The 22,467-nt window shown below is 69.2% G+C and carries 19 protein-coding genes and 2 tRNA genes; all 21 read left to right on the forward strand.

Going from position 1 to position 22,467, the window contains the following annotated elements:
• The first annotated feature begins 553 nt into the window (after nt 1-553).
• Nucleotides 554-642 (forward strand) — tRNA-Ser (locus Q8O14_10925).
• A gap of 77 nt (nt 643-719) precedes the next feature.
• Nucleotides 720-2,075 carry a TIGR00341 family protein gene (locus Q8O14_10930; GenBank protein MDP2361245.1) on the forward strand — a complete coding sequence of 452 codons (1,356 nt, stop codon included), beginning with the start codon at nt 720-722 and terminating at the stop codon, nt 2,073-2,075.
• 89 nt (nt 2,076-2,164) lie between these two features.
• Nucleotides 2,165-2,998 carry a hypothetical protein gene (locus Q8O14_10935; GenBank protein MDP2361246.1) on the forward strand — a complete coding sequence of 278 codons (834 nt, stop codon included), beginning with the start codon at nt 2,165-2,167 and terminating at the stop codon, nt 2,996-2,998.
• Between the two features lie 45 nt (nt 2,999-3,043).
• On the forward strand, nt 3,044-3,664 hold the full coding sequence (locus Q8O14_10940) for a hypothetical protein (protein ID MDP2361247.1): 621 nt from the start codon (nt 3,044-3,046) through the stop codon (nt 3,662-3,664).
• Nucleotides 3,664-4,515 (forward strand): hypothetical protein, encoded by an 852-nt coding sequence (locus Q8O14_10945; protein ID MDP2361248.1) that lies wholly within the window; start codon nt 3,664-3,666, stop codon nt 4,513-4,515. The genes Q8O14_10940 and Q8O14_10945 overlap by 1 nt, the downstream gene beginning before the upstream one ends.
• Nucleotides 4,515-6,368 carry a hypothetical protein gene (locus Q8O14_10950; GenBank protein MDP2361249.1) on the forward strand — a complete coding sequence of 618 codons (1,854 nt, stop codon included), beginning with the start codon at nt 4,515-4,517 and terminating at the stop codon, nt 6,366-6,368. Before Q8O14_10945 ends, Q8O14_10950 begins: the two co-directional genes overlap by 1 nt.
• 108 nt (nt 6,369-6,476) lie before the next feature.
• Nucleotides 6,477-7,475, forward strand: a complete 999-nt coding sequence (rfbB, locus tag Q8O14_10955; protein ID MDP2361250.1) for a dTDP-glucose 4,6-dehydratase — start codon at nt 6,477-6,479, stop codon at nt 7,473-7,475.
• Nucleotides 7,476-7,513: 38 nt separating this feature from the next.
• Complete coding sequence (locus Q8O14_10960) at nt 7,514-9,133, forward strand: polysaccharide biosynthesis/export family protein (protein ID MDP2361251.1); 1,620 nt, start codon at nt 7,514-7,516, stop codon at nt 9,131-9,133.
• A 191-nt stretch (nt 9,134-9,324) separates the two neighbouring features.
• Nucleotides 9,325-10,731: an exopolysaccharide biosynthesis polyprenyl glycosylphosphotransferase gene (locus tag Q8O14_10965; protein ID MDP2361252.1), complete on the forward strand. Its 1,407-nt coding sequence runs from the start codon at nt 9,325-9,327 to the stop codon at nt 10,729-10,731.
• Between the two features lie 63 nt (nt 10,732-10,794).
• Nucleotides 10,795-11,946, forward strand: coding sequence for an ATP-binding protein (locus Q8O14_10970; GenBank protein ID MDP2361253.1), 1,152 nt, complete (start codon nt 10,795-10,797; stop codon nt 11,944-11,946).
• Nucleotides 11,947-12,222: 276 nt separating this feature from the next.
• Nucleotides 12,223-12,296, forward strand: a tRNA-Val gene (locus Q8O14_10975).
• Nucleotides 12,297-12,377: 81 nt separating this feature from the next.
• A complete protein-coding gene (thrS, locus tag Q8O14_10980; protein ID MDP2361254.1) occupies nt 12,378-14,318 on the forward strand; it encodes a threonine--tRNA ligase in 1,941 nt (646 codons plus the stop codon).
• 111 nt (nt 14,319-14,429) lie between these two features.
• The gene (gene infC, locus Q8O14_10985) at nt 14,430-14,966 is read left to right on the forward strand and encodes a translation initiation factor IF-3 (protein ID MDP2361255.1); all 537 of its coding nucleotides are present in this window, start codon (nt 14,430-14,432) and stop codon (nt 14,964-14,966) included.
• Between the two features lie 3 nt (nt 14,967-14,969).
• A complete protein-coding gene (gene rpmI, locus Q8O14_10990; protein ID MDP2361256.1) occupies nt 14,970-15,164 on the forward strand; it encodes a 50S ribosomal protein L35 in 195 nt (64 codons plus the stop codon).
• Between the two features lie 12 nt (nt 15,165-15,176).
• Nucleotides 15,177-15,527, forward strand: coding sequence for a 50S ribosomal protein L20 (rplT, locus tag Q8O14_10995; protein ID MDP2361257.1), 351 nt, complete (start codon nt 15,177-15,179; stop codon nt 15,525-15,527).
• A gap of 157 nt (nt 15,528-15,684) precedes the next feature.
• Nucleotides 15,685-16,689: a phenylalanine--tRNA ligase subunit alpha gene (gene pheS / locus Q8O14_11000; GenBank protein MDP2361258.1), complete on the forward strand. Its 1,005-nt coding sequence runs from the start codon at nt 15,685-15,687 to the stop codon at nt 16,687-16,689.
• Nucleotides 16,690-16,733: 44 nt separating this feature from the next.
• On the forward strand, nt 16,734-19,142 hold the full coding sequence (gene pheT / locus Q8O14_11005; protein ID MDP2361259.1) for a phenylalanine--tRNA ligase subunit beta: 2,409 nt from the start codon (nt 16,734-16,736) through the stop codon (nt 19,140-19,142).
• Between the two features lie 5 nt (nt 19,143-19,147).
• Nucleotides 19,148-19,438, forward strand: coding sequence for a hypothetical protein (locus Q8O14_11010; protein MDP2361260.1), 291 nt, complete (start codon nt 19,148-19,150; stop codon nt 19,436-19,438).
• A 62-nt stretch (nt 19,439-19,500) separates the two neighbouring features.
• The gene (gene zapA, locus Q8O14_11015) at nt 19,501-19,791 is read left to right on the forward strand and encodes a cell division protein ZapA (GenBank protein MDP2361261.1); all 291 of its coding nucleotides are present in this window, start codon (nt 19,501-19,503) and stop codon (nt 19,789-19,791) included.
• Nucleotides 19,792-20,060: 269 nt separating this feature from the next.
• Complete coding sequence (rny, locus tag Q8O14_11020; GenBank protein MDP2361262.1) at nt 20,061-21,623, forward strand: ribonuclease Y; 1,563 nt, start codon at nt 20,061-20,063, stop codon at nt 21,621-21,623.
• 6 nt (nt 21,624-21,629) lie between these two features.
• Complete coding sequence (locus tag Q8O14_11025; protein ID MDP2361263.1) at nt 21,630-22,457, forward strand: TIGR00282 family metallophosphoesterase; 828 nt, start codon at nt 21,630-21,632, stop codon at nt 22,455-22,457.
• Nucleotides 22,458-22,467 lie beyond the last annotated feature (10 nt).

Consider the following 22,467-nt stretch of genomic DNA (forward strand, 5'->3'; position numbering starts at 1 on the left):
CTCGCAGACCCTGACCGCCGTTGTTTGTGACACGCGCGGGGTCGCGCGTATCAGCTTTTCCTGCTCACCATCTCTTCGGCCTCTGCGCGCGCATACGCTCCGACGCCGCGCTGCGCGCGACGTCCCGGCGTGGCGCACGCGACGAGGCCGAAAACAGGGACTGAACTTGCCAGGTGCATCTTCGCCGGGCGAGAGACATGGCCACGTGAGGTGAAGGCCGAGGGCCAACCGGCGGTTGGCCACGGCCTGAACCGAGAACATGGGTTGTCGATTCACCTGATGCGGCCCTCTGTCCGACGCCCGCCGTGAGGCGGGCTAGTTAGGGCCCGGAGTGTCTTGGAGAGCGCTTCTTTGGCCCACCTTTCTTCTCGCTGGAAGAAAGGTGGGAAGGTGGCGCGCCGCTGGCGCCGCAAGACGTTGCCGAAGGGATGGACGGGATCCCAATTTTCGTTGGGATGAACACGACGCTTGGATGACATGGTCTGGCATGTCGGACCTGGGGGATTCCCCCGCTTGGTCCGGCGCTCGCCCCTGTGCTACCTTGGCCCCCGACGGAGGAGTGCCGGAGTGGTTGAACGGGACGGACTCGAAATCCGTTGTGCGCCTCGTTGCGCACCGTGGGTTCGAATCCCACCTCCTCCGCTGCAGGGCCTCGCCGACGCGGGGCCTTGTCTTGCCCGCCGCTCATGACCACAGTGCGCCATGCAAGTGGAGGCCGGATGAACAGTGCTGATCTGCTGCGCACCCTGCGCGCGTTCATCGAAGACCGCTTCCACCTAGGGGAGGACCGCCTGCCCGAGGAGGAGGTGGGGGCCGCCATCCGCAAGGGCGTCGAGTTCCGCGGCCTCAACGTGTGGGTGCTGGTCTGCGCCATCATGATCGCCTCCGTCGGGCTCAACATGAACTCCACGGCGGTCATCATCGGCGCCATGCTTATCTCGCCCCTGATGGGTCCCATCATGGGGGTCGGCCTGGCCGTGGGCATCCTCGACTGGACCCTTTACAAGAAGTCCATCAAGAATTTCACTGTGATGGTGGTGGTCAGCCTGGGCACGGCCACCCTCTACTTCCTGCTCAGCCCCATTTCCCAGGCCCGCTCCGAGCTGCTGGCCCGCACCACGCCCACCATCTGGGACGTGCTCATCGCCCTCTTCGGCGGCATGGCCGGCATCGTCGCCGCGGCCAGCCGGGAACGGGGCAACGTGCTGCCCGGGGTGGCCATCGCCACCGCGTTGATGCCGCCCCTCTGCACCTCCGGTTACTGCCTGGCCACCGCCCAGTGGACCTATCTGGCCGGCGCCCTCTACCTCTTCCTTATCAACACGGTTTTCATCAGCCTGGGCACCCTGGCCGTGGTGCGCGTGCTCCGCTTCAGCCACGTCTCCTTCAGCGATCCCGCCTTGCTCGCCCGCGTGCGGCGCGTCATCCTCATGGTGGTGGTGATCACGGTGGGTCCCAGCCTCTACCTGGCCTGGGGCATGGTCCGCCAATCCGTCCTCGAGCAGAACCTGCAGAACTTCCTCAGAAAGGAGTTCCGCTTCGCCGAGGCACGCGTGCTCTCCTGGGAGCTGGATCGCTCGACCCGGCCCACCCGCCTGGACTTGTACTTGATCGGGACGCCCCTGGAAGACGAGGTGGTGGCCATGTTGCAGGCCAGGCGGGCGGATTACCGCCTGCAGGACGTGGAGCTGGTGCTGCACCAGGACCAGCCGGGTTCCTGGGCCGAGGCCGATGGCCGGCGGGCCGACCTGCTGGAGGACCTCTACCGGCGCCGCGAGTCGGAGCTGGGGGACCTGGGGCAGCGCGCCCGCCTGCTGGAGGCCCGGCTTCAATTCTGGCATCTGGACGAGGAGCGGCTGGACAAGCTGGCCCGGGAGGCGCGGGCCGTCTTCCCCGACCTGGGCGAGATCGCCGCCGCCCCGGCCATCCTGCACGGCGAGGCGGTGGGGGATACCGTCCTGCTCGTGCTGGCCCGGGGCAAGAAGACCCTGCGACGGGATACGCGCAACCGTCTGGAGGCCTGGCTGGGCGAACGCTACGATCGGCGGCGGGTGGTCCTCCTCCCCGAGCGCTGACCCCTGCCGGCTTTCCGCTCCCCCGGTGGTTCGCTACACTTTGGCCGCGCCCGACACTGTCCGCCAGCCACACTCGGTTCGGGGGTTCCATGCCGTTTGCACCAGCCCAGGTCGCCCTGGGGACGCTCAACCTGAGCGCGGGGCAGATCACCGTCTTTTTGGCCGTCCTCCTCATGGTGGTCCTGCTCGCCTATTTCTACCAGCGCATCAAGAAGGATCCGGGGGGCCTCTTCATCCGCCGCATCGCCGGCATCGACGCCATCGAGGAGGCGGTGGGCCGCTGCACGGAGATGGGCCGTCCCATCCTCTACGTGCCCGGCATCGAGGACATGCAGGACATCCAGACGATCGCCTCCATGCTCATCCTGGGCAAGGTGTCCGAGACGGCGGCCCGCTACAAGACCGAGATCTTCGTCCCCTGCCGCATTCCCTTCGTCATGAGCGTGGCCGAGGAGATGGTGCGCCAGGGATTCTACAACGCCGGCGTCCCCGAAGACCACAAGCCCGGCAACATCAGCTTCATCTCCGACGAGCAGTTCGCCTTCACCGCCGGCGTCAACGGCATCATGCTGCGCGAACGCCCGGCCGCCAACCTGATGCTGGGCCGTTTCTTCGCGGAATCCCTCATCCTCTCGGAGACGGGCTTCGAGGCGAAGGCGATCCAGGTGGCGGGCACGGCCGAGGTCACCCAGCTGCCCTTCTTCATCGCCGCCTGCGACTACGTGCTGATCGGGGAGGAGCTCTTCGCCGCCTCGGCCTACCTCAGCCGCGACCCCAAGCTGCTCTCCAACCTCAAGGCGACGGATTGGTACAAGATCATCTGCATCACCGTCATCCTGCTCGGCTCCCTGCTCGTCACCCTGGACTCCCTGGGTTGGCTGGAGGGGGCGGGCCGCTTCCGCGATTTCTTCCTGATCCAGTAGGATGGGCCGCGTCACCATCGGGCAACAAGGGAAACCCCGCCACGCATGAAAAAAGAGATCCCCCTGCTCATCGCCTTCCTCCTGGGCACCTGGATGATCCTGGAGAACTTCCTGACAGGAATTCCGCGGGTGGGCCAGGTCAAGGAAGTGATCACCAACGGCGGCATCGTGATCATGGCCTTCACCTATGTGCTGGGCATCTACAGCATCGTCTCGGTCAATGTGACGCGCATCCGCCGCGGCATTGACGTGGTGCCCAAGATCGCCCTCCTGACCGCCCTCGTCCTCATGGTGTCCATGGGCTTCTGGCGCGGCATCGCCGAGGGGAGCCCCTTCAACTGGCTCTACCTCAACCTCTACGTGCCCCTCCAGGCCACCATGTTCAGCCTGCTTGCCTTCTACATCGCCAGCGCCGCCTTCCGCGCCTTCCGCGCCCGCAGCGTGGAGGCCACCCTGCTCCTCGTCTGCGCCACGCTGGTGATGGTGGGCCGCATCCCGCTGGGGGAGAAGATCTGGAGCGCCTTTCCCGCCATCAGCGACTGGATCATGAACTTCCCCAACCTGGCGGGCAAGCGCGCCATCATGATCGGTGCCGCCCTGGGGGCCATCTCGACGGGCCTGCGGGTCATCCTCGGCCTGGAGCGCAGCTACCTGGGAGGCGAGTGATGAAGACCCTCACCCGCTGGCTCACGCGCTTCCTGGCCCTGGACCGCCGCTGGATCTTCCTCCTGATGGCGCTGTGCATCCTCACGCCGCTCATCGTGCCCTTCGGCCTCCCCTTCCGGCCGGATCCCGCCGTGCAGCGCCTCTACCAGGCGATCGAGGATCTCGACGAAGGCTCCCTCGTCCTCATCTCCTGCGACTACGATCCCGGCTCCAAGCCCGAATTGCAACCCTTCACCGAGGCGCTCTTCCACCATCTGTTCCGGCGCAAGCTGAAGGTGGTGGTGAGCTGCCTCTGGCCCGGCGCGCCGCCCCTGGTCAACCAGGCCATCGCCCAGGCCCTGGCCGTGGAGGAGATCCGGGCGCTGGGCCTGCAGGACAAGATTGACTACGTCAACCTGGGCTACAAGGATGGCCGCCAGCTGGCCATGCTGGGCATGGGGGAGAACATCCACGCCACCTTCCCCAAGAGCTACGACGGCACGCCCATCGCCCAGATCCCCATCATGCAGCGGATGCGCAAGCTGGGCGACAGCGACCTCTTCGTCAACGTGTCGGGCGGCAGCCCGGGCACCAAGGAATGGGTGGAGACAGCCCAGGGCCGCTTCGGCCTGCGCATGGTCGCCTCCTGCACGGCGGTGATGGCGCCGGACAACATCCCCTACTACGAGGCGGGCCAACTCGTCGGGCTGGCGGGCGGGATGAAGGGCAGCGCCGACTACGAGCTGCTGGTGGGCGTGCCGGGGACGGCCACCCGCGGCATGGACGCCCAGAGCTTCGGCCACCTGCTCATCATCGCTTTCATCGCGCTGGGCAACGTGGCCTACTTCACGACGCGCGGGAGGAAGCACTGATGCTGGACTGGCTTTTCTCCGCGGAGGCCCTGGGCGCCTTCCTGACCTGCTTCGCCACGCTGATGATCTTCAGCTTCCTCTACAAGGACAACCCCTACTACAAGTTCGCCGAGCACGTCTTCGTGGGCACCTCCACCGGCTACGGCATCACCCTGGTCTGGTTCCAGATCTTGCGCCCCAACCTGGTGGACCGCCTGCTGCCGCCGGTGGACGCCGTCAAGCAGTTGCTCTTCCGCCAGGGCCGCCTGCTGCCCGAGGACTACCTGGCCTACGATGTCGGGCTGTGGGAGCGCCTCGCCCACGGCCAGTTCATCTACTACCTCTTCCTGGCCCTGGGCATCCTCATGCTCTTCAAGATCAGCCGCAAGCTGCACTGGCTCAGCCGCTGGCCGCTCGCCTATGTGATCGGCGCCTTCGCCGGCATCCAGATCATCCAATCGGCCCAGGGCGCCCTCATCCCCCAGCTGGAAGCCACCATGAAGGACTTCACGGGCCGGGAGACGATCACGACCACGCTGACCGAGGGCGGCGTGCTGCCCCTGGGCGAGCTGGAGGCCCGGCGCGCCCACCAGGTGGCGACCATCAGCGGCTGGATGGCGCCGCTGGATTCGGCCGGCGCCGTGCGCGCCGGCACGGCCTGGCAACGGGAGCTGGAGATCCGCCTCAACCGGCTCGCCTCCGTCGACGACCCTGCGGCGGCGGGGGTCGGCGTGCGCGACGCCTTCAAGACCATGCGTGTCCGCCAGGCCGAGCTGGTCTCCCGCGACACCGACTTCGAAGCGCTGCTCTGCCGGGAGCTGGGCGGCCGTCCGCTGGAGGAGGCGCTGCTGGTGGCCGCCGGGCAGGAGCCGGGCCTGGAAGACTCCACGCGGGCCGCCCGCCTGGAGACGCTCGTCCTGCGGCGGGAGGATCTGGCCCGGCTCGAGCAGGAGCTGGCGCCCTGGCAGGAGCGGCTGGCCCTGGTCTCCACCCGTGTCTGGCTGGAGTTTCCCCTGGGCCGCGCGGCGTTGGTGGAGGGCTTCGCCCCCCGGCTGGAGCTGCCCCCCCCCGTGGCGGCGGAGGCCCTCGCCTTTCCACCGGACCGCCCGCCATTGGTGCAGGTCCTGAAGGAGAGCGGCTTCACGGGCGGCGCGGCGCGGGACTGGAGCCTGCCCGTGACGCGGCGGCTGGCCGACTCCCTGCTCAGCGAGGTCAATCCCCGACCCGACCGCCTGGCCGACTGGAACGCGGCCCAACTGGACGACCTCCTGCGGCGCCTCGCTCCCGTCCCCGGCAGCCTGCGCGCCGAACTGGAGGCCCGCCTCGACCTTTTCGCCCACCTGCCGGCCGAGGCCCGCGCCGCCGCCGAGACGGACTTCCTCGCCTTCTGGAGCCGCGGCCTGCGCCGGGAGCTGCGCGACCTGCGTCAGACCTGGCTGCTGGGCACCATCGCCACGCACAGCTCGCCGGAGTTGTCCACGCCCTTCACCCGCGAGCAGTCCGCCGCTCTCCGGGCCGATCCCGCCGCCTACCTGGCCGCCCATGGGGTGGAGGTCTCGGCCGGCCAGGTGCGCCTGCGCATGCTGGTGGAGATCCTCTCCAACCTGCTCGTGGTGCTGGGCGTCTGCGCCGGCGTTTTCTACTTCTTCTTTTCGAAAAAGCACACGGGGGCGCTGGGCGCCGTGTCGAAGGTGGGCATCGCCTTCCTCATGATGAGCTTCGGCGCCAGTTTCGGCTACACGGTGATGGGCCGCATCAGCCTGGCCATCGGCCGCTTCCAGGATCTGCTGGCCTGGCCCTGGATGGCGGGCACGGCCCTGGTGGTGCTCGTCGTCGCCCTGGCCTTGGAGAGCCGCCGCATGGCCAAGGCCTGATCCGGGGCGAAGGACTGAGGTCCGCAATCACCCGGGCGACGACCGGCGTGACAGACCAGCCGGTTTGCGCCGGGAATGCCATCAAGAAACGAGCTGCAAGGGCGGGACATGAGACTGTTGGTGACGGGCGGGGCGGGCTTCATCGGCTCCAATTTCATCCGCTGGCTGCTGGAGCGCCAGCCGGACGTCACCGTGCTCAACCTGGACGCCCTCACCTACGCCGGCTGCCGCGAGAGCCTGGCCGACCTGGAGGGGGATCCTCGCTATGACTTCGTCCAGGGGGACATCCAGGACGAGGCGCTGGTCCACCGCCTGGTCGCCCGGACGGACGCCGTGGTCAACTTCGCGGCGGAAAGCCATGTGGACCGCAGCATCGCCGACCCCGACGTCTTCCTGCGCACCAATGTGCTGGGCCTGCGCGTGCTGCTCGACGCCGTGCGGGCGGTGGCGGGGTCCGGCCGGAACTGCCGACTGCTGCAGGTCTCCACCGACGAGGTCTACGGCGACCTGGGCGGGGGGGGCGGCTTTTTCACGGAGGAGCGGGCCCTCGCCCCCTCCAGCCCCTACAGCGCCAGCAAGGCGGCGGGGGACCATCTGGTGGCGGCCTGGCGGCGCACCTACGGCCTGGACCTGGTGCTGACCCGCTGCAGCAACAACTACGGCCCCTACCAGTTCCCCGAGAAGCTCATCCCGCTCATGATCTGGCGGGCCACCCGCGGCGAAGAGCTGCCTGTGTACGGCCAGGGCCTCAACGTGCGGGACTGGCTCTACGTGGAGGACCACGTCGAGGCGCTCTGGACCGTCCTCACCCGCGCCGCGGCGGGAGCCGTCTACAACATCGGCGGCGCCAACGAGTGGCGCAACATCGACATCGTCAAGCTGATCCTGCGGGAGCTGGACCGCCCCGAGTCGCTCATCCGCTTCGTGGCGGACCGCCCCGGCCACGACCTGCGCTACGCCGTGGACGCCGCGCGCCTGGGGCGCGAGCTGGGTTGGCGCCCGCGCACGGACTTCGCGGAGGGCCTGCGCCGCACCATCCGCTGGTACCGCGACCACGAGGCCTGGACGGAGCGTCTGCGCCGGCGGGTGGAGCACGCGCCAGGTTGATCAGCCAGGACAGACCCAGTTGGAGGCATCGCCCCGCCATGACCGTAGCCCTGCTCGGCCGCCCGGCCGCCCTCGTGCTGGCCGGACTTCTCCTTTGCGCCACGGCCGGCGCCCTCGACCTGAAGGATCTGGGCAAACTGGGCCGGAGCGCATCCGCGGCGCCCGCCCCCGCCGCCCCTTCCTGGGTGCTGGAGCGCCCCATTGATCCCGAGAGCTACCGCCTGGGCCCGGGCGACCTGCTCGGCCTCTACGCCTACAACCTGGAGCGGACCCGCGAGGAGCGGCCGGTGGAGAGCGACGGGCGCCTGGAATTGCCCGGCCTGGGGCGGGTGCCCGCCGCCGGACTCAGCCTGGCCGAACTGCGCCGCCGCGTCTCCCGCGACCTGGTCCGTGTCTTCGCCTGCGACTCGGTGGATCTCTGGATCGCCCAGCCGCGCCGCATCCGCGTGCAGGTGGGGGGAGCGGGGCAGGAGACGCGCTGGCTGGAAATGGACTATCAGAGCCGGTTGAGCGCCACCCTGGCGGAGGCGGTGCGGCCTCCGGCGGTCGCCGATCCCGACGCCACCCTGCCCGGGCTGGTGCGGCCCCTTCCGGCCGCGGACAGCCTGGCCTGGCGCAACGTGGTCATCCAACGGGATGGGGCGCGGATCAGCGCCGACCTCCTCCATGTGCTGCGCAGCGGTTCATGGGAGGACGACCCCATGCTCGAGGGGGGCGACCGCGTCATTTGGAGCCGGCGGGGCGCCACCATCGGGGCCTGGGGGCCTTTCCGCCACGGCGAGGGGGAGCAGGAGTTCCGTCCGGGCGACACGCCGCGGCGGCTGGTCGAACTCATGGGCGGGCCGCGGGCCGGCCTGGAAGATGTCCACTACGAGCTGGTGCGGGCCGGAGCCGGGGGCGGGATCCAGGCGCGCTGGACCCTGCATCCGGGGGACGGCCTCTTCGCCTCGCTGGAGCTGCAGCCCTTCGACCGGCTTTACCTGCGCGCCGGCAACCAGCTGGATCCCGTCTGGCAGGCCAGCGTGGGTGGCCAGGTGCGCCGGCCGGGCAGCTACCCCGTGGAAGCGGGCCGCACCACCCTGGCCGACCTGCTGGCCCTGGCGCGGCCGGATTCCGCCACGGCCGACCTCACCCACTTCCGCGTCCTGCGCAAGCCCGTCCATGACCCGGAGACGCGCTTCATCGGCGAAGTGATGCAGCTGACCGAGCTGAACCGCTTCGAGCGCGACTACCTGAAGAGCCGCATCATCCATGAGGGTGGACGCGTCTCCCTGACCTACGACGGCGCCTGGTTCGATCCCGCCCGCGTCCAGGTGCTGGACGGCGACGAGATCCAGGTGCTGCGCCGGGGCCGCGAGGTGGAGGTGATCGGGGCCGTCAACCGGGCCGGCGCCATGGCCTGGCGGGAGGGCTGGTCGGCGCGTCGCTACGTGCAGGCCGCCGGCGGCAAGATGCGCGGCTCCAACCTGACGGACCTGCGCCTCCGCCCCTCCGGCACCGACCAGTTCATTCCGGTGGGCCGCGGCTACAAGCCCCGGCCCGGCGACGTGCTCATGCTCATGTACCGGGAGGAGCTGACCGCCTGGCAGAAATTCAAGGAGGGCATCACTGTGGCCGCCCAGGTGCTCACGGTGGTGCTGGTGGCGCGCTCGTTCTGACGGTCTGTCAAACTGGGGCCTTTGCCGGGCTTCGCGACCCAGTCAAGGCCGGTTGTTCGTGGCTTCCGCCGCATGCCGGTGGTGGGTGAAGGGACGCGGCGCATGATCCGGGGCGAAATGTACACGACCGGCATCCTGGCGCAAGGGTCCAGCTCCAGCGCGGGTCGAACTCCCCTCCGCCCTGGCCCAAGATGAGCTGGATCCGCCGCATCTCCCTCGAGCGGGTTTTCCTGTTCCTGGTGGACTTCGCCAGCATCTGGGCCTCCACCTGGCTCACCTGGTGGCTGCGCTTCCGCTCCGGCCTCTTCCTGGAGCCCGAACCCTTCCAGCCACCGCTGGCCGTCTACCTGGTGCTCAGCGTCTATTGGCTGATCATCTTCGCCCTGCGCGGCCAGTACCGCAAGCTCTACCACATCAGCCGCTTCCGCGCCGTGCAGGAGGTGCTGGTCTCCACCGTGGTGGGCCTGCTCATCCTCTTCGTCCTCACCTATGATCCGGGGCGCGGGGCCTTCGGCGCGGGGCGCCTGCTGCTGATCAGCTACGGCCTGGTGCTGGCGGCGGGGGCGGGCACCGGCCGCGTCCTCTTCCGCACGGGGCAGAAGCGCCTGTTGGAGCGCGGCCATGGGCTGCGTCCGACCATCATCGTCGGGTCCGGCCCGCGCGCCCTCCAGCTCACGGAGCAGTTCGCCCGCCATCCGGGGATGGGCTACCGGGTGGTGGCCCGTCTCGGCGCCGGCGGGCCGGAGGAAGCCGTCCTGGCCCCGGCCGACGGCGGCCTGGAGGACCTGGAGCGCCTCGTGCGCGAGCGCCAGGCGGTGGAAGTGGTGGTGACCGAGCCTGAGCGCGAGCTGCTCCTCCAGGTCATCCAGCGCGCCACCCGCCAGGGGGCGGACGTCCTCATCGTGCCCGACCTCTACGACCTGGTCCTGGGCAACGTCAAGGCCTTCGACATCTGGGGCATGCCCGTCATCCAGGTCTTCCCCCACTTGATGGCCCCTTGGCAGTTCCTGCTCAAGCGCGGGCTGGACCTGGCCGCTGGCGCGCTCCTGCTCGTGGCCGGGCTGCCTCTCCTGCTTCTCCTGCCGCCCCTCATCCGCCGCCAGTCGCCGGGGGCGCCCGCCCTCTTCCGCCAGCGCCGGGTGGGGCGGGGCGGCCGCGAATTCACCCTCTACAAGTTCCGCACCCTGCATGCGGCCGAGCATGCCCGCCAGGAAGAGGAGGAGGCGCCCCCGCCCCTTCTGCCCGACGACCCGCGCCTCATCCCGGTGGGCCGCCTGCTGCGCCGCTACCGCATCGACGAATGGCCCCAGGCCTGGAACGTGCTGCGCGGCCAGATGTCGCTGGTGGGGCCGCGCCCGGAGCAGCGGACCCTGGTGGAGGACTACATCCGCCGCTGGCCGCTCTACGCCCGCCGCCACAACGTGCGGCCCGGCCTCACCGGCTGGGCCCAGGTGCGCCAGCACTACGACCAGAGCCTCACCCGCCTGGAGGACAAGCTGGGCCTCGACCTCTTCTACCTGGAGAACATGTCCCTGGGCCTGGATCTGAAGATCCTGCTCTTCACGGTGCGCACCATCCTGCTGGGCACCGGTCGTTGAAGGGCACGTGCCATGGGGTGGAGGTGAAGTTGCAAAACAGAAATTGTCTTCTAATTTGCAGATATGATTGACCGTCTTGCCTTTCATCGTCTCAACGACCTGCTGACCCGCTGGCCGGCCTGCGCCTTGGTGGGACCGCGTCAGTGCGGCAAGACCACCTTGGCGCGCTCCCTCGGGGGAGAGATCTTCGACTTGGAACTGGAGTCCGAGCGCCTGCGCCTGGATCTGGCCTGGGACGGGCTGATCCGTGGGGATCGCCTGATCGTCCTGGATGAGGCCCAATCCTGGCCCGGGTTGTTTCCGCGCCTGCGGGCCGCCATCGACCAGCGGCGGGACCAAAGGGGCCGCTTTCTCCTGCTGGGCTCCGTCTCCCCCCTGCTCATGACCCAGGTGGCGGAATCCCTGGCGGGTCGGTTGGCCGTGCTGCCGCTCAGCCCCTTCCTGCGCGGCGAGTTGCCGCCGGAGGCCCGGGAGCGGCACTGGCTGTGCGGGGGCTTTCCCGATGGCGGCTGTCTGGATCCGGGCCACTTTCCCGAGTGGCAGGAGCACTACCTGGACCTGCTGGCCCAGCGCGACCTGCCGGAGCTGGGCCTGGGGACCCGCCCGCAACAGACCGCGCGCCTCTTGCGCATGCTGGCCGCCGTGCACGGCCAGGAGTGGAACGCCTCGCGGCTGGGTCAATCCCTGGGGCTCAGCTACCACACGGTCAACCATCATGTGGACGTGCTGGAGGGCGCCTTCCTGGCCCGGCGCCTGCCCGCCTGGCACCGCAACGCGGGCAAGCGGCTGGTCAAGCGGCCCAAACTCTACCTGCGGGACAGCGGCCTGCTGCACAGCCTGCTGCGCATCCGGGACGGCGAGACGCTGCTGGAGCACCCCGCCGTGGGAGCCAGTTGGGAGAGCCACGTGATCGACCAGGCGCTAGGTCTGCTGGAGTGCTTGGGCATCCCCCACCAGGTCACCTACCTGCGCAGCAGCGACCAGTACGAAATCGACCTGATCCTGGAAGGGGCGGGCGCGCCTGTGGCCGTGGAGATCAAGCTGAGCAGCCAGGCCGACCCCCGCGATGTGGCCCGCCTGAGTCTCGCCGCGGACTGGATCGGCGCGGGCACCCGGGTGGTGGTCACCGCCGGCGGGCAGGATCTGCGTTCCGCCTCCACCTGGATCTGCGGCCTGGACGAGTTTCTGGCCGGGCTGCCCGAGTTGTTGGGCTGAAGGCACAACCGGCCAAATCTGGACCTTCATGCACGGTTCACAATTGACCTTCCGGAGAAAGGCTCTGTTGGAGAACGGGTTCAACGCCGATGGTTGTGGCGATGATGTTGGGTGGGTCGCTTGGGTTGGTGGCGCGGCCCTGATTCACCGGCCTGCTGGGCACAGGATGCCGGGTGTTGAAGGCTGGATGCCGCAGGTGGGGCCGGGTCCACCCTGCCTCCTGGCGTGGATCCCCTTGACTCCCGCCCATCAGGACTCTACCTTTCGCGGCTTCAAGGGCGGCTAGCTCAGTTGGTTAGAGCGCTAGCTCGACACGCTAGAGGTCACAGGTTCGATTCCTGTGCCGCCCATGGCCGAAGGCGCAGCCTTTGGCCCACAAGGGGATGACGTCATTGGCGCACGTCACCCCGGGCAAACGAAAGGCCGGGCTCATGTTGACCCTGACCTTTCCAGACGGCGCCTGCCGCCAGGTCCAGCCTGGCGCCACGCCCCTGGAAGTCGCCAAGGAAATCAGTCCCTCGTTGGCCAAGGCCGCCCTGGCGGCCGAACTGGACGGCGAGATCCTTTCCTTGGTCCATCCTCTGCAGAAGGACGCCCGCGTCCGCTTCCTCACCTGGGAGGACGAGGCGGGCAAGGCCGTCTTCTGGCACAGCTCCGCCCACGTCCTGGCCCAGGCGGTCAAGGAACTGTGGCCGGAAGCCATGCTGGACGACGGCCCCCCCACCGAGGCCGGCTTCTACTACGACATCAAATTCCCCCAGCCCATCGGCGAGGAGGACCTGCCCCGCATCGAGGAGAAGATGCGGGAGATCCTCACGCGCAAGGAGCGCCTGGTGCGCCGGGAACTGCCCGCCTCCGAGGCGCGCCGCTTCTTCCAGGAGCGCGGCGAGCGCTTCAAGCTGGACCTCATCGACGCCATCGAGGCCCGCGGCGAAGCTGTCTCCGTCTATGAGCAGGGCGCCTGGGCCGACCTCTGCCGCGGTCCGCACCTGCTGGACACAGCCAGGATCAAGGCTGTGAAAGTGCTGAGCGTGGCCGGCGCCTACCTGCGCGGCGACGAGCAGAACGAGCAGCTGCAGCGCGTGCGCGCCATCAGCTTCCTCAGCCAGGCCGAGCTGGACCAGTACCTCTTCATGATCGAGGAGGCGAAGAAGCGGGACCACCGCAAGCTGGGCCGCGAGCTGGAGCTCTTCTCCTTCCACGAGGTGGGGCCGGGCTTCCCCTTCTGGCATCCCAACGGCGCCATCGTCTGGGACGAGCTGGTGGGCTTCTGGCGCGAACTGCACCGCGCCGCCGGCTACCAGGAGATCCGCACGCCCATCATCCTCTCCGAGGAGCTGTGGCACCGCAGCGGCCACTGGGACAACTACGGCGAGAACATGTACTTCACCAAGATCGACGAAGGCGCCTTCGCGGTGAAGCCCATGAACTGCCCCGGCCACCTCACCGTCTTCGGCAGCCAGCCACATTCCTACAAGGAGCTGCCGCTCAAGTACGCCGAGCTGGGCCAGGTCCACCGCCACGAGAAGTCGGGCGTGCTGCACGGCCTCTTCCGGGTGCGCAGTTTCGTGCAGGACGACGCCCATGTCTTCTGCACGCCTGAGCAGGCCGAGGAGGAGGTGGTCAAGATCATCTCCCTGGTGGACCGCATCTACGCCACCTTCGGCTTCAAGTACGAGATGGAGCTGTCCACCCGGCCCGAGAGCAAGTACATCGGCAGCCTGGAGGTCTGGGCCCATGCCGAGGCGGCGTTGGCGGCCGCGCTCCGGCGGGTGGGCGCCAGCTTCAAGCTCAACCCCGGCGACGGCGCCTTCTACGGCCCCAAGATCGACTTCCACATCAAGGACAGCCTGGGGCGCCGCTGGCAGTGCGCCACCATCCAGCTGGACTTCTCCATGCCCGAGCGCTTCGGGCTGGAGTACATCGGCGTGGACGGCGAGCGCCACCGCCCGGTCATGATCCATCGCGCCATTTTCGGCAGCCTGGAGCGCTTCATCGGCATCCTCATCGAGCACTTCGCCGGCAACCTGCCCACCTGGCTGGCGCCTGTCCAGGCCATCGTGCTGCCCATCACCGAGGGGCAGTTGGAGGCGGCGCGCGCCGTGCAGGAGCGGCTGGCGGCGGCGGGGATCCGCGCCCAGCTGGAGACGCGCAACGAGAAGATCGGCTACAAGATCCGCGCCGCGGAGACGCGCAAGATCCCGTGGATGCTGGTGGTGGGCGCCCGCGAGGCGGAGCAGGGCCTGGTGGCGGTGCGCCGCCACGGCCGCGGCGACCTGGGCGTCCGGCCGGTGGAGGAGATGGTCATGGAGCTGCGCCGGCTCGTGGACGGGCGCAGCCTGGAGGAGGAGCTTCCGGCGACCGGCGCCTGAAGCCCCGTCGCGGCGGCCGCCGCAGGGCGGCCACATGCCTGAACCGCGCAGGCCCAACACAAGGAGTCCATCATCGCCAGAAGGAAGTTCCTGCAGCGCCCGGCCATCCTGGTGCCCAAGCATCGGATCAACGAGAACATCCGCATCCCCAGCGTCCGCCTCATCGCGGCGGACGGCTCGCAGGCGGGGATCGTGGACACGCTGGCGGCGGTCGAGATGGCCCAGCATGAGGGCCTGGACCTGGTGGAGATCGCGCCCAACGCCGATCCGCCGGTCTGCAAGATCATGGACTACGGGAAGTTCCTCTACCAGCAGTCCAAGAAGGACAAGGCCGCCAAGGTCAAACAGCACACGATCACGGTGAAGGGCGTGCGCCTGACGCCCAAGATCAGCCAGCACGACCTGGAGACGAAGGCGGCCCAGGCGCGGGACTTCCTGGAGGACGGCCACAAGGTGAAGGCCTTCGTCATCTTTCGCGGCCGCATGATCACGCACAAGGAGTTCGGGCAGGAGGCCCTGGATAAGTTCCTGGAGATCCTCAAGGAGATCATCCTGATCGAGCAGGAGCCGAAAATGGACGGGCCGCGCAGCATGAGCGCCCTGCTGGCCCCCAAGAAGACCGCGGTCAAGAAGAAGACGGAGGAATAGATCATGCCCAAAATGAGAACCAACCGCGCGGCGGCGAAGCGCTTCAAACTGACCGGCAAGGGCCGGGTCAAGCGCCACAAGGCCTACGGCAGCCACATCCTCACCAGCAAGTCGCCCGGCCGCAAGCGCAACCTGCGCAAAAGCGCCCTGGTGTCCCCCGCCGATGAACCGCGCGTCAAGCGCATGATCCTGAGCTAAGGAGGCCCCCCCATGCCGAGAGCAACCAACAACCCCGCCTCCAAGGCCCGCCGCAAGCGCGTGTTCGAAGCCGCCAAGGGCTTCCGCGGCGGACGGCGCAACCTGCTGCGCCAGACCCTGCAGGCCGTCGATCGCGCCCTGGCCAACTCCACGGCCCACCGCAAGGTCCGCAAGGGCGAGTTCCGCCGCCTCTGGATCGCCCGCATCAACGCCGCCGTGCGCCTGCACGACGCCGACATGAACTACAGCCGCTTCATCCACCTGCTGGCCGCCAAGGGGATGGATCTGGATCGCCGCCAGCTGGCGGACATGGCCGTCCGCGAACCGGAGGCCTTCGGGCAGCTGGTGCGGTCCTTGCGCTAGCGCCGAACGGAATCGCACCTGGAAATGTCCCCCGCGGGGGACATTTCCGTGAGCACTCCTCCCGGGGTGGCCCGCCTGCGCTCGGGAGGCCTCGCAGATATCACGCCGCCGGACCCTCGCCGCCCCACGGGGAGAGGGACACCGGGAAGGGAGCGACATGAGCAGCATCCTGGACAAACTGCGGGCGGATTTCCACGCCGCCCTGGCCGCCGCCGCCGATCGCGAGGGGCTCGCCGCCCTGTGGGCGGCCTGGCTGGGTCGCAAGGGAAGCCTGCAGGATCTCTTCAAGCAGATGAAGGAGCTGCCCCCGGCGGAGCGGCCCGGCTTCGGGGCCTTGGTCAATGTGCTCAAGGAGGAGCTGGAGGCGGCCTTCAAGGCCCGGCAGGAGGCGCTGCGCCGCGCCGCGGGCGTCACGCCGGTGGATCTCACGCTGCCCGGGCACCCCGTGCCCCTGGGCGGCGCGCACCCCCTGCAGCAGATCCTCGACCGCATCACCGAGGTCTTCGCCCACATGGGTTTCACCGTGGAGGACGGGCCCGAGGTGGAGAGCGAGCGCTACAACTTCGACATGCTCAACACGCCTTTCTGGCATCCGGCCCGCCTGGAGAGCGACTCCCTCTACCTGGCCCAGGGCCACATGCTGCGCACCGAGACGAGCCCCGTCCAGATCCGGGTGATGGAACAGGTGCGGCCGCCCCTGCGCATCATCGCGCCGGGGCGCGTCTACCGCAACGACAAGCCGGACGCCAGCCACAGCCCCATGTTCATGCAGGTGGAGGGTCTCTACGTGGACCGCGGCGTGACCTTCGCCGACCTCAAGGGCACGCTGCTGGAGTTCTATCGCCGCATTTTCGGCGCAGCGACGCGCATCCGCTTCCGGCCGCATTTCTTCCCCTTCACCGAGCCCAGCGCCGAGGTGGACGTCAGCTGCTTCCTCTGCGCCGGAGCCGGCTGCCGCGTCTGCAAGCAGTCGGGCTGGCTGGAGATGGGCGGCAGCGGCATGGTGGATCCCGCCGTGCTGGAGGGCGTCGGGATCGACCCCGAGGAGTGGACGGGCTTCGCCTTCGGCCTGGGCGTGGAGCGCATGGCCATGCTGCTCTACGGCGTGGACGACATCCGGCACTTCTATGAGAACGACTGGCGCTTCCTCGAGCAGTTTTAGCGCATGACAGGGCACGGGCGCACCACCAGCTGGCGGACCGCAACATGAAGATCTCCCTCTCCTGGCTCTCCGATTTCATTCCCGTGGACCGCAGCGCGGCGGGGGTCGAGGCCCTGGTCGAGCAGCTGACCATGCTGGGCTTCGAGGTGGAGGGCGTGCAGCGCATCGAGCGCGGCCTGGAAGGGGTGGTGGCGGCCCGCATCGAGCGGGTCGAGCCCCACCCCGGCGCCGACCGCCTGCATCTGGTCACGGTGGACCACGGCGCGGAGCCGCTCACCTTGGTCTGCGGCGCCCCCAACGCGGTGGAGGGCCTGACCGTGCCCCTGGCGCGGCTGGGCGCCCGCCTGCCCGGCCTGGACAATCAGCCGCTCAAGAAGGCGCGCATCCGCGGCGTGGAGAGCGAGGGCATGCTCTGCAGCGAAGTGGAGCTGGGCCTCTCCGACGATCACAGCGGCCTGCTCGTGCTGGACGCCACGCGCTGGCGGCCGGGCGATCCCCTGGCCCGCGACTTCGGCCTGAGCGAGGTGGTGCTGGACCTGGAGATCACCCAGAACCGCGGCGACGCCCTTTCCATCCTTGGCATCGCCCGCGACCTGGCCGCCCTCAACGGCTGGCAGCCGGCCCGTCCCGCCCTGCCCGCCGCACCCAGCACGGAGGGCGGACCCTCCCTGCGCGTGACCATCGCGCCGGACTGCGCGGGCTGCCCGCGCTACGCCGCCCGCCTGATGGAGGGCGTCGCGGTCGGACCCAGCCCGCGCTGGCTGGTGGATCGCCTGGAGGCGGTGGGCCTGCGCGCCATCAACAACGTGGTGGACGCCACCAACTATGTGATGTGGGAACTGGGCCACCCGCTCCACGCCTTCGACTGGCGGCGCATCCAGGGCGGCGAGATCCGCGTGCGCTTCGCCGCCGCCGGCGAGTCCTTCACCACCCTGGACGGGGTGGAGCGGGAGCTGGGGCCGGAGCACACCCTCATCTGCGACGCCGCCCGGCCGGTGGCGCTGGGCGGGATCATGGGCGGGCTGGAGTCCGGCATCGCGCCCGACACGACGACCATCCTGCTCGAGTGCGCGGCCTTCGACCCCGTCAACATCCGCATGGGGGCCCGCCGGGCCGGCCTTGCCTCCGACTCCAGCCGCCGCTTCGAGCGTGGCGTCGATCCGGACGACGTGGCGCAGGTGCTGGACCGGGCCTGCGCTCTCATCGCCCACATCGCTGGTGGCCGCACGGCCGGTCCCCTCGTCGAGGACCATCCGCGTCCGCGCCGACCGCCGCTCATCCGCTTCCGGCCCGGGCGCTGCAACGCCGTGCTGGGGCTTGCCCTCTCTCCTGACCGCATGGTGCGCCACCTGGAGGCGCTGGGCGCCGCCTGCGCCCTGGCGGGCGACGGCACGGTGGCGGTGACCCCCCCCAGCTGGCGCTTCGACCTGGAGCGGGAGATCGACCTGATCGAGGAGGTGGTCCGCCTGGAGGGCTACCAGGAAGTAGCGGAGGCGACCAGCGCCCGCGTCCTGCTGGGCCAGCGCTCCAATCCGCGGCGCGAGCTGGCCGGCCGTGCGCGCCGGGCGGCGATCAACCTGGGCTTCCGCCAGGTGATGAGCTACAGCATGGTCAGTCCGGCCCTGCTGGAGCGCACCCTGCCGGGGCGCCCCGCCCTCCGCATCCGCAATCCCCTGGCCGAGGAGCTGTCCGTCCTGCGCACCAGTCTCCTGCCCAGCCTGGTGGCGACGGCGGTCCACAACCTCAACCGGCGCGCCGAGAGTCTGCGCCTCTTCGAGCTGGACCGCGAGTTCCACCCGGACCCGGCCAGCGAGACCGGCTGCCGGGAGTGCCAGCACCTGGCCCTCCTGCTGTGCGGCGATCGTCGGCCGGCGGGCTGGCAGGGTCCGGCCGAGCCCTTCACCTTCCACGATCTGCGCGAGTCCGTCCTGGCGCTTCTGAAGTCGCTTCACCTTGAAGGGCTTCGCTTTCTTCCCTACCTTGGCGACGTCTTCTCCGCCAATTCCCTGGCCCTTTCCAGCCAGGGGGAAACGCTTGGCGTGTTCGGCCAACTGGACCCTTTGGTCTGCGAAGGACTGGGAACGGAACGGCCGGTGTTCGCGCTGGATCTGGATCTGGAGGCGGTGTCCCGCCTCGCGCCGGGAGTCCCGCGCTACCAGCCCTTCTCCCGGCAGCCCTCCGTCCTGCGCGACCTCAATCTGGTCAGCGAGGCCGGAGTGTCGGCGGGGGAGCTGGCCGAGACGCTGCTGGAGACGGGCCGGCCCCTGCTTCGCCACGTGCAGGTGCAGGACATCTACCAAGGGCCGGGCGTGCCGGCGGGCAGCCTCAGCCGCACCTTCCGCCTGCGCTTCAACGACGCGGAGCGCAGCCTGACGGACGCGGAGCTTGATCCACTGGTGGCGCGCCTGTTGGAGCGGGTGGCCGCCCGACACGGGGCCCGGCTGCGGAGCTAGGCGAGATGGATGCCTTGACCCGGTTGGCGGCCCTGGTCGACCAGCTGCTGGCCGATCACGGGCGATGGCGGGAGCAGGCCGGCCAGCTGGAGCTTCGCCTCCAGGAGCGGGCCGGTGAGCAGGCCCGGGAGTGTCGTCGCCTGCAGGAACGCCTGGATCAGGCCCTCCGCCGGGTGCAGGACCTGGAGCAGGAGCGCCATCGCCTGCGCGAGCGGCTGGCGGCCCTGCCCGACGAGTCCAGCCTGGCCGAGGCCCGGAGTCGATTGGAGCGGCTGCTTGAGAACCTGGAAGACTGAACGGACCCGGAACGCGGGTCGTGGCCATAGATGACGGGATTGATCCCGCGAGCGAATGCAACATGAGTGTCAGCCGCACGGTGACCCTGCACGGCATCCGGGTGCCCCTGCGCACGGAGCTGGAGGACGCGGAGCTCGATGCCGCCGTCCTCATGGTGCGGGAGCGCATGGAGCTGGTCTCCCGTGGCGCGACACATCGCGAGCCGGCCATCGTGGCGGCTTTGGCGGCCCTCAATCTGGCGGGGGAGATGCTCCGCCGGGAGGAGGGTGCGGCCCCCGGGTCCGGCGCCCTTGATGTACTCAGCAAGCGGATCGAAGACCATTTGAGGACGGGAGAAGACACCGGCGGGTGAGAGCCGGGGCCACAGGCATGGACCCCTGCGGGCTCAACCCCTTGCAAAAGAACCGATTAAATAGACTATGGGAGCTTGTCTCACACGAGTGCCGATGGCAGGCCGCGCTTCGTTTCGGCGGAGTCGTCCTTCGGGGCCGGCGGATCCCAGACGCATTCTGGCGGGCACCCACCGTGACGATGTAAGAGGTTTCTTTTGTCTGGCGAGTCCGCAGGGGCTTTTTTCCACCGTCCGCCGCGACCGGCTTCCCTCAACCCAGGGACGCCTTGATGACTTTCCTGCCTGCACTGCTTGTCGGCATCCTGGCCCTGGCGCTGGGTCTCTATGCCGGTTTCCGCTTGGCCATGCGCGGCGCCAACTCCCATTATCAGCTTCGGCTGCGCGAGGCGGAGGACCTCCTGCGCGGCGCCCGCAGCGAGGCCGAGACCCTGGCCCACGAGGCGCGGCTCGAGGCGGAGGAGACCCTGGCGCGGGAACTGGACCGCCTGGAGGAGAAGAAGCAGCAGCGCGAGGAGCAGCTCAAGGAGCGCGAGATCCAATTGCGCGAGAAGGAGCTGACCGTCGAGAAGAAGCGCGAGCTGCTCAGCGGCAAGGAGCTGGACCTCAAGCACCGCGAACAGCTGATGGAGAGCCAGAGCGAGCGGCTGGAGAAGGCGCGGCGCCGGGCCGAGGAGATCGTCGAGCAGCAGAATGAGAAGCTGGAGAGTATCGCCCGCCTGACCACCGAGGAGGCCCGCGCCCAGCTCTTCCACAACCTGGAGCACAAGGTCCAGTCGGAGGCGGCCCAGCACTTCAACGAGATCCGCGAGCAGGCCCGCCTCTACGCCTCCCAGGAGGCCCGGCGCATCCTGGTCAGCGCCATGGAGCGGACGGCCGTGGAGCACAGCGCCCAGTCCACCGTCACCGTCTTCGAGCTTCCCTCCGACGAGATCAAGGGCCGCATCATCGGCCGCGAAGGACGCAACATCCGCTCCTTCGAGGCGGTCACCGGCGTGGAGCTGCTGGTGGACGACACGCCGCGCACCGTCCTCCTCTCCAGTTTCGACCCCATGCGGCGGGAGATCGCCCGCATCGCCCTCGCCAGCCTCATCAACGACGGCCGCATCCATCCCGCCCGCATCGAGGAGGTGGTGGAGCGGGTGCGGGAGGACATGGCGCAGACCATCCTCCAGATCGGCGAGCAGGCCATGCTGGATCTGGGCGTGCACGGCCTGCAGCAGGAGTTGATCCGCCACCTGGGCCTGCTCAACTACAAGAACGTCCAGGGACAGAACCTGTTGGCCCATTCCAAGGAGGTGGCCAGCATCGCCGGCATCCTGGCCGCCGAGCTGCACGTGGACAGCCGGCGGGTGCGGCGGGCCGGCCTCCTGCACGACATCGGCCAGGCGGTGGACGGCTACACGGAGCAGGACAGCTGCCAGCTGGGGGCCGACTTGGTGCGCAAGTACGGCGAGAAGCCGGACATCGAGGAGGCGATCCGCTTCCAGGAGGCCGATGCCGGCACACGCAGCCTGATGGCCACCCTCATCCACGTGGCCAACAAAGTCTCCCTCAGCCGGCCCGGCATCCGCGGCGAACACATGGGCCGCTACATCCAGCGGCTGTGCCAGATCGAGGAGGTGGCCCGCGGCATCGCCGGCGTGGACAACGCCTACGTCCTCCAGGCTGGCCGCGAGCTGCGCGTGGTGGTCAATCCGGCCGAGGTGCCGGAGGACCAGCTGGACCTCCTCTCGACGGAGATCGCCGAGGAGATCCAGCGCCGCGTCATTTATCCGGGCCAGATCCGCGTGACCACGGTGCGGGAGTTCCGCAGCGTGGGCGTGGCCAAGTAGGCGCCCGTGAAAGCGACGGCGCGCATCCTCTTCGTGGGCGACATCGTGGGCGAGCCGGGCCTGCAGGCCCTGGACCGCGAACTGCCCGGCCTGCTGCACGACACGGGGGCGGACCTCTGCGTCGCCAACGTCGAGAACGCCTGGGAAGGCAAGAGCATCAACGCGGAGATCCTCAAACGCGTGCGCGCCGCCGGCGTGCAGGTCATGACAGGTGGCAATCACAGCTGGGACCGCTTCCAGATCCACGGCCTGCTCAAGAGCGAGCCCGGCCTCCTGCGCCCCCTCAACTATCCGCCCGGCCTGGCCGGCCGGGGTTGGACCACCCACATGGCTCCTGGTCTGCCCCCCCTCGTCGTCATGAACGTGCAGGGCCGCGTCTTCATGGCGCCCATCGACTGCCCCTTCCGCCGCCTGGACGAGGAGCTGCAGGCGGTGGAGCGGGAGGTGGCCGCCCGCGCCCGGCCGCCCCTCATCCTGGTGGACATGCACGCCGAGGCGAGCGCCGAGAAGGCCGCCCTCGCCCTCCATGTGGACGGCCGCGTCGCCGCGGTGACGGGCACCCACACCCACGTGCAGAGTTCGGACGAGCGCATCCTGCCCAAAGGAACGGCCTTCATCACGGACGCCGGCATGACCGGCTGCCACGAGGGCGTCATCGGCATGAAGTCGGAGGTGGCCCTGCGCCGCTTCCTCCTGCAGACGCCGCAGAAGTACGAGTCGGCCCTGGGCGCCTCGGTGCTCGAGGGCGTCCTCTTCACCCTGGACACGGCCAGCGGCCGGGCCGTGGCCGTGGAGCGCATCCGCCGTCCGGACTTCATCCGCCAGGCCGGCTGAATCGGGAACC

Source organism: bacterium (genome assembly GCA_030685015.1).
Classification (GTDB): domain Bacteria; phylum CAIWAD01; class CAIWAD01; order CAIWAD01; family CAIWAD01; genus CAIWAD01.